The sequence below is a fragment of the Streptococcus infantis genome, from assembly GCF_047465525.1.
In the GTDB taxonomy this organism is placed as follows: domain Bacteria; phylum Bacillota; class Bacilli; order Lactobacillales; family Streptococcaceae; genus Streptococcus; species Streptococcus infantis_R.
The window spans coordinates 38737-53467 of record NZ_JASGZS010000014.1 but is presented as its reverse complement, the minus strand read 5'-3'; the positions used below and the strand labels follow the sequence as shown (position 1 = coordinate 53467).

Sequence of the window (14731 nt, the reverse complement as noted above, 5' to 3'; positions counted from 1 at the left end):
TCTTAGGAAGATTGTCATTTGGTACTTTACCTGAACCGTCTTTACCGATTTCAACAGTGATTGGACCATTTTCACCTGGGATTTCTACCGTAGTTTTTGGTGGGTATGTTGAGCCATCTGGTTTCTTCGGTGTTACTACTGCATCACCATTTGGTTGTTGAGTAATTTCAATCTTACCTGGTTTTTCGGTTTCTGGTGTTGCTGGTGTTACCTTACCTGGTGTTGTTACATTCACCGGTTGTGATGGTTTCTTATTCGGTTCGGTTACTGTTCCTGTACCTGGGACAGCTTTCTTAGGAAGATTGTCATTTGGTACTTTACCTGAACCGTCTTTACCGATTTCAACAGTGATTGGACCATTTTCACCTGGGATTTCTACCGTAGTTTTTGGTGGGTATGTTGAGCCATCTGGTTTCTTAGGCGTTACAATCGCATCTCCATTTGGTTGTGGGGTAATTTCAATCTCAACTGGTTTTTCAGTTTCTGGTGTTTCTGGTGTTGTTACCGTTACTTTTACTGGAACTTCATCTGTTGAACCATCTGGATAAGTTACTATAACTGTACGTGTGACTTTACCATTGTTAACAGTTGGAGTTTCTCCAGCTTTCCATGCGTAAGTCGTTGTCGTACCTGGTGTTGTTCCTTTATCTGGCAAGTCAGACTTGTTGGCAATATAAGTCTCTGGTGATCCCAAATCTGGAACAGTTCCATTTGAAGTCAGATTCACTGTAGGATTTGTAGCTGTTGGTGTATATTTATCAGCTTGCTTACGGAACTCAATCTGAATATTGGCGTTATTAGCAGGACCATTGTTTCCACTGTTATTTGTTAGACCTTCTTGGTCATATCCGCTAATATAACGATTCCAGATATTTTTGCTAGCATCAGGATTAATTGTCTGACCTTTACCTACATACCCTGAAATATTTACCTTGTACGGATTAGTATCTGTCGCATTGCCAGCTTGACCTAAATTACTTGTATTAGCCGTAAAGTTAATCTTTGTACCATTAGCAGGAATTTCAAGACGACCACCATTTGTAACTTCGAAATTACCTGATGGTGCTACTGCTTGAGCATTGTCGTGAACCTTAATCTTATCCAAGCGACCACTGTTATCAGTTAAGTTCACATCAACGCTAAACTCTTCTTCACGATAAACGATAATCTTATGTGGATTAGTTTTGTCGATTTCTGCATTACTAATAGGTGTTAAGCTAGTAATCGTTGGTGGTACTGTATCATTAACTGTGAAGGTAACAGGTACTTCATCTGTTGAACCATCTGGATAAGTAACCACAACTGTTCGTGTTACTTGTCCATTTGTAACAGTTGGATTTTCACCATCTTTCCATGTATAAGTCGTTGCAGTACCTGGTGTTGTACCTTTAGTTGGTAAGTCTGACTTGTTGGCAATATAAGTCTCTGGTGTGTTATAGCCACTGATTGTACCATCTGTTGCTACATCGATTTTAGAACCTGTTACTGCTGTTGGAGTGTACTTATCAGCTTGCTTACGGAACTCAATCTGAATATTGGCGTTATTAGCAGGACCATTGTTTCCACTGTTATTTGTTAGACCTTCTTGGTCATATCCGCTAATATAACGATTCCAGATATTTTTGCTAGCATCAGGATTAATTGTCTGACCTTTACCTACATACCCTGAAATATTTACCTTGTACGGATTAGTATCTGTCGCATTGCCAGCTTGACCTAAATTACTTGTATTAGCCGTAAAGTTAATCTTTGTACCATTAGCAGGAATTTCAAGACGACCACCATTTGTAACTTCGAAATTACCTGATGGTGCTACTGCTTGAGCATTGTCGTGGACCTTAATCTTATCCAAGCGACCACTGTTATCAGTTAAGTTCACATCAACGTTAAACTCTTCTTCACGATAAACGATAATCTTATGTGGGTTAGTTTTGTCGATTTCTGCATTACTAATAGGTGTTAAGCTAGTAATCGTTGGTGGTACTGTATCATTAACTGTGAAGGTAACAGGTACTTCATCTGTTGAACCATCTGGATAAGTAACCACAACTGTTCGTGTTACTTGTCCATTTGTAACAGTTGGATTTTCACCATCTTTCCATGTATAAGTCGTTGCAGTACCTGGTGTTGTACCTTTAGTTGGTAAGTCTGACTTGTTCGCAATATAAGTCTCTGGTGAGTTATAGCCACTGATTGTACCATCTGTCGCTACATCGATTTTAGAGCCTGTTACTGCTGTTGGTGTATATTTATCAGCTTGCTTACGGAACTCAATCTGAATATTGGCGTTATTAGCAGTGTTATTGTTTGTGTCATTATTTGTCAGACCTCCTTGGTCATATCCACTAATATAACGATTCCAGATATTTTTGCTAGCATCAGCTTTGACTTCCTGATTTTTACCAACATGACCTGAAATATTAACTTTATATGGGTTAGTATCTGTCGCATTGCCAGCTTGACCTAAATTACTTGTCTTATCCGTGAAGTTAATACTTGTACCATTAGCAGGAAGTTCAAGACGACCACCATTTGTAACTTCGAAATTACCTGATGGTGCTACTGCTTGAGCATTGTCGTGAACCTTAATCTTATCCAAGCGACCACTGTTATCAGTTAAGTTCACATCAACGCTAAACTCTTCTTCACGATAAACGATAATCTTACGTGGGTTTTTACTATCAATTTCTGCATTACGATTATCAGTTAATTTAGTAATTGTTGGTGCTACCTGGTCAGCTGGTGTTATCTTACCTGGTGTTGTTACATCAGGAACTTCAACAGTTGGTTGACCTGGTTCTGTAATCTTACCTATACCTGGGACATTACCTTCAGGTAATTCACTGTTTGGTACTTTACCTTTACCGTCTTTACCGATTGTGACTGGGATTGGCTTGTCACCTTTACCTGGGATTTCTACCTTAGTTTCTGGTGGGTATGTTGAGCCATCTGGTTTCTTCGGTGTTACTGTAACGTCACCTGTATTAGGATCTTGGTTCAACTCTAATGTTGGTGTAATAGATTGTGTAACCCTGACAGTTGATGTAAACTCCGCACTTTGTCCAACGTTATTGACAGACTTGACCTTGACCTTATAGTCGCCAGGATCTGAAGTAACACGACCTGTGATAATAAGCTTGTGCTCATAATCACTCACTTTTTGAACTTCAACTTTTTGATCTTTAAGTTCCAGCTTACTATCCACTAACTTGATAGAATCAGCTGGATTATAACCTAGTTTTGGATCACCAAGTGAAAATCCTGCTAGCTTATCTGTAGTTGTAAATTCAAGTCGAATTTCCTTACCTTTTTCGATAGTTTGATCAGCCCCCGTCACCTTAGGAGATGGCAAACCATACCATTGCATATCATTTCGGTGGGTGCTGAACTCATAGGAGCGCATCCCTGCTGCATACATGAGTGGAGTCCCCTCAGCAGCCTTGGTTTTGAAACGAAAGATATAGTTTGATGCACTATCCTTAGTTCTACCACGATAATCAATATCAAAATGATAGACTTTTTGCGTATTTCGTATCAACCAATCCTTCAAATAATCTGATACCAGAACATCCTTCTCCGTTGTCGTACGAGCGCCCCCTGTACGAGTCCAGTATAGCGCATCAGGTTTTGAAATGATTTCTTCAAATGTTTTAATCTCTCCATCAGCACCTTTCCAGAAAGCATCGGTAGTGGCGGCTTTGCCCCAAGCCTGCTCGATAGCTCCACCAGGGGTACCAAAGTTAACAGCCTTAGACGTAGCGCTAACCTGATCTTTAAAGATGTCGTATAAGTTTCGTGGTAATCTTCCTTGAGTTTCAATACGTCGTTTTCCACCAGAACCACCCCAGTAACTACCAAATGATGCCGAACCGTCGTCTACCAAGGTATGTCCAGTTGGAATGGTAAACCAAGCATGAGCATTTTGGTGATTTTCAGGATTAGCTTCAAACTCAATGACCCAATCGTAGGTATCTCCGTTTTTAGTGACATCAACCTTAACGACATCCTTGACATCCTTAACTCTTTGATTATCCGCAGTATTTTGGTTACGGTCTCTAAAGAGCATGGTACCAGCTGGATAACCTGAGCCATCTCCTTCCTTTGTGAAGTAGAGCCCAACAGCATTGTCATAGGTTGCCCCCGCATCAGCGCGAAGCGTTGTCCCAACTGGGATAGCTGCGCCATTACGGACGTCATTACGCCCCGAAGTCAAACGATTACGTGCAATCATAACAGAGCTTTCGTTACGTTTGATGACACGATTCATATCCTCAACATCACGAAGGCTAACTTCTACACCACCAAATGCAGACTTGGCTACAGCAACTTGAGCAATAGCTTTTTCCAAGATTTCACGTGTCAAGTCATTCTCAGGTGTTTGGGCGATAGCCTGTTCCAAACGATCAATAGATACTTTGAGACTAGCTTTAGCTTTTTCCAGTTGCTCAGCATTAGTATTTTCTGAAGTTTCCTCAGACTTAGCTGAAATTTCTGGAGTTGGCTTCACTCCTTCTGGCTTGATTTCCGGAGTTGCTTCCTGTGTACTTTCACCATTTTTATCTTCTTTGACTTGAGGAGTTTCCACTGCTCGTAGTTGGTCCAAAACATTGGTCAAGCGAGCTACTAAAGCGTCCACTTCTTCTTGACTCACTTTTGAATCAGCGAGAGTCTGTTCAGCCTTAACAAGTTCTTCCTTGGCACGGACTAAAAGATCTGTATTAGTAGCTTCCTTGACGTGGAGCTGGTCTTTGATCTGTGCCACAAGCTGACTTGCAGTAGCTGTATCCACTTTTACAGAACTAGCAGGCTCTTCCTTATCCTGCGATGCTAGCGGACTAGTATCTTGAGTTAAAGCCTCTACATGAGGTTGATCAACAGGTGTCACGCTATCCGCACTAACGACACGCGCACCCAAAAACATCAGCGCTGCAACAGCAACTGAAGCCGCACCGAAGCTATACTTACGAATAGAGAAGCGTAAGACTTTTTCCTGTTGTCGACGCTTTACTCTACTTAGTGAATTTGATTTTTTTTCCATCGTTCCTCCTTATATTAAAGACAAAATCAAATTGAGAAGCAGTATTCCCTCTGGGGAATAATACAATAAAAATCACTCTTTTGAGCAATTTTTACACATTACAGCTATTACAGCTATCACAGCTCGATTATATCATTTTCAATTCATTTAAGCAATCATAAAGCCATTCAACCTCTCGAATAAAGCGCAAACATATGCGAATGTTTATAACACATTAATATACAGTTTGTTTAAATAAAACAGAAAGATTCTCCTTTCTGATGACATTCTCTATATATTAGATTAGAAAGTGTACTAATCGCTCACCGATTGAGAACTTTTGGGAACATTTTAAAACTGAGCACTAGGATTAAAGACATACAATATTTTGAGAGGGGGGTGGTACGAATACTGATGTCTCCCTTTTTCAAGAATAAAACAACGGCCTTGTACCTCTTCAAATGAGGAACAAAGCCGTTTCTTGATCTTTTGTATTCATTGTCCACTTAACAATGAACCATTCATATTTTGACTAAATTTTTAGTCTTCTTTTTTCTTTCCAAACGCAAGTCCAAGGCTACTTAGCATACCAAGAAGCCCTAAAGATGCAAGAGTCATACTTGACTCTGTTCCAAGTCTTGGCAATACATTTTGAGAATCATTTGCTTTAGCTCCATTGTCAATAGTATCTGTAGTATCTTCATAATTTACATTCGGAGTAACTGCATTTGGAATTGGAGTTGTTGGCGTATGTGTATCTTGGCCAGAATTTCCTTTAGTATCAGGTGTGACTGGAGTGACTGGAATTGTATTTGGATTTGTATTTCCACTTACTTTTCTGAAAATGTGAGTAATTACTGGTTCATTTTCATCAATCACAGTTCGTACAAATTCATATACTGGAATTGATCCATGTTCAGCATCCTTTTCATTACCTGTCTTAACGGATGGTTTCAATACATTTCCGTCTTCATCAATCCATCGAACCTCAATCATTAGCTCTGGCAATGCAATTGAACCCGATAATGCATCGTTTTCAAAAGTTGTTACCTTAGGAACTTCCACAGATGATTTACCTGGTTCAGTAATCTTACCTGTACCTGTTTTTTCTACGTTTGGTAGATCACTGTTTGGTACTTTACCTTTACCATCTTCATCGATTGTAACGACGATTGGATTACCATCTTTACCTGAGATTTCTACCTTAGTTCCTGGTGGATATGTTGACCCATCTGGCTTCTTCGGTGTCACTGTAACATCACCTGTCTTAGGATCCTGTTCTAACTCTACTTTTGGTTCTTTCGTTTTCCCATAAGTTCGAACGGTTGTTGGAGTTACCTTACCTGTTTTTGGATCAACTTCATAGGTAGTGGTATCAATCACATCATGACCTTCAGAATCTTTAGATTGTTCAACCTTAGTTTTCGCACCAACTTTAACAATTGTCTTACCTGCTGGGGTGACGACTGGGTTGCCAACGTGTTCTGTGATATGACCATCGTTTGAATCTACATCGTAAGTGGTTGTAGTAACTGTTTTACCTTTAGCTCCTTCAACGCGTTCATTAGGCGTGTCAACTTCTCGTTCACCATCTCTAACATACTCAACTTCTGGTTCAATCGGGATTTCTACTACTTTGTCCTTCGCTGCGACTTTAACGACTGTATTCGTTGGTTCTTTCGTACGAACTGGTTGACCTTCACTTGCTGTAATCTTTCCAGTATTAGGATCCACAGTGTAAATGGTTGTGATAGTGTCTTCGCCATCTTCACCTTTAACAGTAGTTGGGACTGTACCTTTTTCTTTCGTATCATCTTTTTCATAAACTACTGGAGACGGTACTACTCTCTTCTCAACCGTTGGTGCTTTCGTTTTCCCATAAGTTCGAACTGTTGTAGGAGTTACCTTACCTGTTTTTGAATCAACTTCATAGGTAGTGGTATCAATCACATCACGGCCTTCAGAATCTTTAGATTGTTCAACCTTAGTTTTCGCACCAACTTTAACGATTGTCTTACCTGCTGGGCTGACTACTGGATTGCCAACGTGTTCTGTAATATGACCGTCGGTTGGATCTACATCGTAAGTGGTTGTAGTAACCGTTTTACCTTTTTTACCCTCAATACGCTGATCTGGTGTACCGAAGTTTTTTTCAACATCTTTAACGTATTCCACTTCTGGTTCAATCGGGGTTTCTACTACTTTGTCCTTGGCTGCGACTTTGACAATTGTTTCTGTTGGATTCACTACTACTGGTTTTCCTACTGTTTCTGTAATAGCGCCTGTAGTAGGATCAACACTATACGTTGTTGTGGTAGTGCTTGAACCTGCTTGTCCTGCTTCTTCTACATTGTCTTGACCTTTTTCGCGCGTATCATCTTTTACATATTTCTTAGGTGATGGGATTTCGGTTGTTTCTACTTTATCCTTCGCTGCGACTTTGACAATAGTATTCGTTGGTGCTTTCGTACGAACTGGTTTACCTTCACTTGCTGTAATCTTTCCAGTTTTAGGATCCACAGTGTAAATGGTTGTGATAGTGTCTTCACCATCTTCACCTTTAACAGTAGTTGGAGCTGTACCTTTTTCTTTCGTATCATCTTTTTCATAAACTACTGGAGACGGTACTACTCTCTTCACAACCGTTGGTGCTTTCGTTTTCCCATAAGTTCGAACTGTTGTAGGAGTTACCTTACCTGTTTTTGAATCAACTTCATAGGTAGTGGTATCAATCACATCACGGCCTTCAGAATCTTTAGATTGTTCAACCTTAGTTTTAGCTCCTACTTTAACGATTGTCTTACCTGCTGGGGTGACGACTGGGGTATCAACGTGTTCTGTGATATGACCGTCGTTTGAATCTACATCGTAAGTGGTTGTAGTAACTATTTTACCTTTAGCTCCTTCAATACGTTCATTAGATGTGTCAACATCTCGTTCACCATCTCTAACATACTCAACTTCAGGTTCAATCGGGGTTTCTACTACTCTATCCTTCGCTGCGACTTTGACGACTGTATTCGTTGGTTCTTTCGTACGAACTGGTTTACCTTCACTTACTATAATCTTTCCAGTATTAGGATCCACAGTGTAAATGGTTGTGATAGTGTCTTCACCATCTTCACCTTTAACAGTAGTTGGGGCTGTACCTTTTTCTTTCGTATCATCTTTTTCATAGACAACAGGTGATGGTACTACTCTCTTATCTACTGTTGGTTCTTTCGTTTTCCCATAAGTTCGAACGGTTGTTGGAGTTACCTTACCTGTTTTTGGATCAACTTCATAGGTAGTGGTATCAATCACATCACGACCTTCAGAATCTTTAGATTGTTCAACCTTAGTTTTAGCTCCTACTTTAACGATTATCTTACCTGCTGGGGTGACGACTGGGGTACCAACGTGTTCTGTGATATGACCGTCGTGTGAATCTACATCGTAAGTGGTTGTAGTAACTATTTTACCTTTAGCTCCTTCAACGCGGTCATCAGGTGTGCCAACTTCTCGTTCACCAGCTCTGACATACTCAACCTCTGGTTCAATCGAGGTTTCTACTACTTTGTCCTTCGCTGGAACCTTGACAATTGTTTCTGTTGGATTTACTACTACTGGTTTTCCTACTCTTTCTGTAATTGTTCCATCTGATGGATTTACTTCGTAAGTAGTTGTTACTGTGCTTGAACCTGCTTGTCCTGCTTCTTCTACATTGTCTTGGCCTTTATCGCGCGTATCATCTTTTACATATTTCTTAGGTGATGGGATTTCTGTTGTTTCTACTTTATCCTTCGCTCCCACTTTGACAACTCTAGCTATTGGTATAGTTACGACTTCTGGTTTGCCTTTTGATGGAGTTAGGGTTCCATTTACTGGATCTACGCTATATGTTGTGGTGACTTTAGTTTGTCCTGATTTCCCTGAAAATTGAACAGTATCAGTACCTTTTGGACTGTTCTCATCTTTTAAATAAACTGTTTTGGGTTCAACTGAATTATACTCAACTATATCCTTCGCGCCCCCTCTATTGACTACTTCTTGCTTCTCAGTCGAAGTAAGACTGCCAGTTTTTGAGTTTACTGTGTAGCTTGTTGTCTTCTTAACAACGTCGGCTCCTCTTTTAATGTATTCTACTTCATCCTTGGCTGCGACTTTGACAACTGTTTCTATTGCCGGTTGCTTAACTACTGGTTGTCCTACATGTTCAATAAGATCTCCAGTGTTAGGATTTACACTATAAGTTGTTGTTACCGTCTGTTTCCCAGTTTTTCCAGGTACTTCAACATTAGCTTGTCCTTTTTCGCGTGTATCATCTTTCACGTATTTCTTAGGTGATGGGATTTCTGTTGTTTCTACTTTGTCCTTCGCACCATTTTCCTTGAACACTTGATCAAGTGCATTTTTAGTAATCTGTCCTGTATCAGGATCCTTGATACTAACAGTTGTTGACTTAATGATGTCGTCTCCACGTTTGCTATATACAACAGTTTCTCCAACTTTTTCTACAGACCTATCGGTTGTAATTTTTTTATCTTGATAACCTATTCCATCTAAGGAAATTCGTTTCCCAGAAATAAACTCTGGTCGTCTATTAATCATATCGGCTTCAAAATAAGAACGTGAACTATGACCTCTGCTTGTTCGTCCAACATTTATAACAACATCACTATCATTGCTGACACTTTTCCCTATAGTAGAATCATTATCAACAATATAATGAGTCAGTTTACCTGACTTAGCTATTTTTTTACTATCTAAACCTTTTTGCCAAAATTCAGATGACGAGAACAAACCTGTCCTCACTTTTGGAGCATTAAATGTTGTTCCTTTTTTTAAAATATTGTTATAGAAATTTCTATAATCTAATTGTTCCTTAGGAGACATAACTCTGCTATCAGAATATGCCAACTGATAGGCTTCAACCATCGCACGTTGTACTAAATATCCTCCCAAAGAATGTCCTGTTAGATAAAGGTTGGTGATACTCTTATCCTTAGCTAATTCACGCATAATTTCTTCTGCTTCTATCGCCTGTTTAGGATTACTCCCTGTTCCAAGTGTGATATCAGCACCTATATCTTTAGAATCACTAGTCCCACGAAATGCTAGTACTTGGGCAGTTCCATTTGGTAAATATAAGAAATCGCTCTTGGTCTCAAATAAGACAGCATCAAGTCCACTGGATGTATGATAACTTTTCTTTCTTTCCCAATAAGGTCCCAATTCCCTATTCATCATCATGTATTCATAGCGTGGTTTACTTTCCCCATTCTTTTTGTATAACTCTGCTTCTGTTAAGGGTGTCTTATGATCCAGTACTCTGTCAATATACTTATCGTCACGGTAAGCCAATTCCATGAACATAATCATATCACGTTCACTTACATTCCATTTTAATTTTTCATCTGGCTTTTCGTTACTATCAATAATACCATCACCATCAGTATCATCTAAAAGTGGATGACTGTTATAGCCTACATACTTTTTCCCATTTTTTTCATATATATAAACTTCTTCTTTATCCTTCAAGTAATCATCATCTGTATAACCTTCTGGATTTAACTTGGGACCATTAACTAACAAACTATCCAGTTGATCACCTTCTGAACCGATTATTCCTGCTTTTATTTGATTCGCATACTCATCAGTTAATTCATACTTTTTAAGCTCAGAAGGATTTGATGCTGCTCTAACCTCTGGAGCGCTTGATCTGTCTTCACCTGCCACCAAAGTAGTTGCCGTCGAATTGACAGTTTCCTTATCACCAGAAGTATCCAGAATTGTCGTACTCGTAGCTACTGTTGAGAGCTCTTTAGCATCTATCTCAGAAGAAGCATTGTCTCGATGTTCTGAAATATTTTGAACTTCTTCTTTAATCTCCACAGTCGGCAGTGAATTATCATTTTCAGAATTAACTTCTATCCCTGTTTTATTATTTTCCGTAGAAGCCAAAACTCCTTGAGTTGGAGCAAATAAGGAAACCCCTATTAGTACCGACGCCACTCCAAAAGAAAACTTTCGAATCGAAAAACGCTGGCGTTTATTAAAGATATCTTTCATGTTATCCAATCCTTTTTAACAATTTTTCATATAAAACTTAGAAAACATTAACATTTTCTGTTAACAAAATCACAATTTTTTCTTTTCCTAAAATTTAGGAAGTTTACTCTACTTTAATACATCACATTTTAAATCCTTTCAATTTTTAAACAACTATTTGTTATAATAGCTAAACCCAGTCACCCAGTTCATCAGGCATGTTATTTAGGTTACGGACAGAACCGCTAATTTTAGACTTCCAAACAACTCTGTAAAAAAGTACAAGGTTATCTTTTTCTATTTTATCATCTAGTTCCATTTTCCCATCCGTATAAAGATCAATAACCTGCTGTTAAAATTTCACTAAATTAAGAAAGAAATCTAAATACTGAACTTTCTATACTGCCATTATATCACAAAGAATTCCTTAAAAGAAAAAAATCACCATTCTTGATTTTCTAGAAAACAAAGAATGGTGACTCTATGTTAATTTTCTTGAAGCTCAATGACAATTTCTTGACCATTTCCATTTTCTTCCACAACTACTTTTTCTTCTAGTTGTGATTTGAAATGATTCAAGGTTTCTTTTGAAGCTTCAGTCGCTTGTTGAGCATGGTATTTTGCTTTATCTAAGACAGTGTCAAGAGTAATTTCCCCAGATTCAATCTGCTCTTTTGTTTTAAGAACGAATTCTTTGGTTTGTTCTTTGACATCCGTTAATTTTTCACAAACCTGCTCTTTAGCATACTCAGGATCTTCTTTTAGATCTTCTAAAAATTCTTGTGCTTGGCTTCTAACTTGTTTACCTTTGTCACTAGTTAGAAACAAGGCAGCTGCAACACCTGAAACAGTTCCTAAAAGGATAGATGATAGTTTTCCCATTAGTCAACTCCTTTTTTATTTTTTAAAAAATTTACTTGCAACACGAATGGCAGATAAACTTGCACCAGTTTTTATAGTTTTTGATCCAGCAGATGATGCTTTTTTACTCAAAACACGTGCTTGCTCATTTAGGTCAGAAACAGAAACAGAAAGGTCTGCAACTGCTGTAAAGAGGGGATCAATTGTAGCAACTTTGACATTGATATCATCAACAAGAACGTTGACTTTTGTAAGCAATTCATTTGTTTGATGAAGAGTTACATCTACATCTGATGTTAAAGTTTTAACAGTCTTTTCAGTTTCATCGATTACACGACCAACTTTTTGAAGGGTAATAATCAGATAAACTAAAAATACAACCAAGGCAATTGCCACAAAAATATAAGCCACTTCTAACATTTTAATTCTCCTTTTTTACATTATAAAATGGTGCTTTTTTCCGATTTTGATAAAAGATGATATAAATACCAAGGCCAATCAATAGCGCGGACAACCACTGGGATACTCGGAGCCCAAAGAACATGAGACTATCCGTACGCATACCCTCGATAATCATACGTCCAAATCCGTACCAAATTAGATAAAAGGCAGTGATATGACCACGACGGATACTCTTTAATCGGCGTCTAAAAATGACAATCAAGGCAAAACCGATCAGATTCCAGATAGATTCGTATAAGAAGGTTGGTTGGCGGTATGAGCCATCAATATACATCTGATTCTTAATAAAACCAGGTAAATAGTCTAGATTGTCAACGACTGCTCCATAAGCTTCTTGGTTAAAAAAGTTTCCCCAACGCCCTAGACTCTGAGCAATCATGACGCTCGGAGCTGCAATATCTAAGAAATCCCAAGTATTGATTAATTTGCGATCAGCAAAGATATAGAGAACAATCGCTCCAGTAATTAAACCGCCATAAATCGCAAGACCACCATTCCAAATAGCAAAAATCTCTCCCAGATGTTGGCTATAGTAATCAAATCTAAAAATAACATAGTAGAGTCTAGCACCAATGATGGATAAAGGAAAGGCAATTAAGATAAAGTCCAAAATATCATCAGATAAAATCTTCTTTTTAGGCGCTTCTTTACTGGCAAGGTATACCGCTAAAACAAGACCTGAAACAATGCAGAGTGCATACCATCTAACAGCTAAAGGGCCAATTTGAAAAGCAATTGGATCAATCATCTTTCACCTCGTTCTTTGCAATCAGATTTGTCAATCTTTCTTCAAACAATCGAGTAGCATCAAAGCCCATTTCCTTAGCACGATAATTCATCGCTGCTGCTTCGATAACGACAGAAATATTACGTCCTGTTTTTACAGGAATGCGGATACGCGGAATGGCTACTCCAGAAATCTCCAATTCTTCAGCATTATTGCCTAGGCGATCAAAAGTCTTTTGTGTGTCATAATTTTCTAGATAGACAGCTAACTGAACTTGTGAAGAATCCTTAACTGCACTGGCACCATAAAGACTCATCACATCTATAATACCAACACCACGAATCTCAAGTAAATGCTTCAAGATTTCAGCTGGTTCACCCCAGAGAGTCATTTCATCCTTAGCAAAGATATCTACACGGTCATCCGCTACCAAACGGTGTCCTCGTTTCACGAGTTCTAAACCTGTCTCACTCTTACCAATACCACTGTCACCCTGAATGAGCACACCCATACCATAGATATCCATCAAGACACCATGTACACTTTCACGCTCAGCCAAACGAGAATCTAGGTAACTTGACAATTCCCCAGACAGACGACTTGTTGCTGTACGACTCGTTAAAATAGCGATTTTACATTCTCTAGCAGCCTTTAGCATTTCCTCTGGAACTACTAAACCACGCGCAACAATAACTGCAGGTGTTTCTGGTTGAAACATCTTTTTCAAAACCTGGTAGCGATTATGAGAAGACATACTAATCAGATAAGACCACTCTTTCATTCCCAAAAGTTGAATCCGCTCTGGAGTATAGTAGTCAAAATACCCCGTCATTTCAAGCCCTGGTCGCGTAATATCCGCAGTATTGATTTTCTTTTCAAGTAATTCAGTCTCACCATAGACAATGTCTAGTCTGAGCTTATCAATCACTTCTTTGACTAAAACCGACATAATTTTCTCCTTCAATCAAGTTCTTCCCTCTATTATATCAAATTGTAGGAGGAAGTTTCAGAATTTTGCAGGATTTATAGGATTTATTTAAAGCAAAAAAGACTAGATCACTCTAGCCTTTCTTATTAATTAGAATTTTTTACGTTTACGAGCTGCTTCTGACTTACGTTTACGTTTTACAGAAGGTTTTTCATAGAATTCACGTTTGCGTGTTTCTTGAAGAGTACCAGCTTTAGTAACTGCACGTTTGAAACGACGAAGAGCATCGTCAAGAGATTCATTCTTACGTACTACTGTTTTAGACATTTTTTTCACTCCCTTCAAGTTCAAGATCTATTCTATTTTACACGGAATAAAGAAAATTGTCAAGAAAAAAATGAAATTCTCCCAAATCATTCCATTTAAAATTTACAAGATTTTACCATTATGTCTAGCCTAGTTCTCCACTTCTAAAGTTTGTTCTAAACGAACACTTAATTTTTTAATTTCTAACCCCATGTGGTCTAGGTACTCCCAATAATCTGACGGTAGATCAAAAATGGTATATAAGTCCTTGCTGCCAACGTGATCAACAAGATGTTTCAGTATTTGCTCTCGAATAAAATATAAATCCTTTACTTGACCTAAACTAATAGTTTCTAACTTTGCTAAATACTGACATAAAGCAGAAAGTGAAGAACAGTCA

7 protein-coding genes are annotated in these 14731 nt (G+C 38.5%); all 7 read right to left on the bottom strand.

Going from position 1 to position 14731, the window contains the following annotated elements:
- The coding region (locus QM374_RS06630) for a sialoglycan-binding domain-containing protein (RefSeq protein WP_414311235.1) at positions 1 to 5038 on the bottom strand (5038 nt) is incomplete at its 3' end.
- Between the two features lie 519 nt (positions 5039 to 5557).
- Positions 5558 to 11068 (bottom strand): G5 domain-containing protein, encoded by a 5511-nt coding sequence (locus QM374_RS06625; RefSeq protein WP_414311234.1) that lies wholly within the window; start codon positions 11066 to 11068, stop codon positions 5558 to 5560.
- A gap of 465 nt (positions 11069 to 11533) precedes the next feature.
- Positions 11534 to 11929, bottom strand: coding sequence for a YtxH domain-containing protein (locus QM374_RS06620; RefSeq protein ID WP_301560024.1), 396 nt, complete (start codon positions 11927 to 11929; stop codon positions 11534 to 11536).
- Between the two features lie 15 nt (positions 11930 to 11944).
- Positions 11945 to 12328, bottom strand: a complete 384-nt coding sequence (locus QM374_RS06615; protein ID WP_410530676.1) for a DUF948 domain-containing protein — start codon at positions 12326 to 12328, stop codon at positions 11945 to 11947.
- Position 12329: 1 nt separating this feature from the next.
- A complete protein-coding gene (lgt, locus tag QM374_RS06610; RefSeq protein ID WP_075231806.1) occupies positions 12330 to 13118 on the bottom strand; it encodes a prolipoprotein diacylglyceryl transferase in 789 nt (262 codons plus the stop codon).
- On the bottom strand, positions 13111 to 14046 hold the full coding sequence (gene hprK, locus QM374_RS06605; RefSeq protein WP_194251822.1) for an HPr(Ser) kinase/phosphatase: 936 nt from the start codon (positions 14044 to 14046) through the stop codon (positions 13111 to 13113). The genes lgt and hprK overlap by 8 nt, the downstream gene beginning before the upstream one ends.
- Positions 14047 to 14175: 129 nt before the next feature.
- Positions 14176 to 14352, bottom strand: a complete 177-nt coding sequence (gene rpsU / locus QM374_RS06600; protein WP_000048054.1) for a 30S ribosomal protein S21 — start codon at positions 14350 to 14352, stop codon at positions 14176 to 14178.
- Positions 14353 to 14731 lie beyond the last annotated feature (379 nt).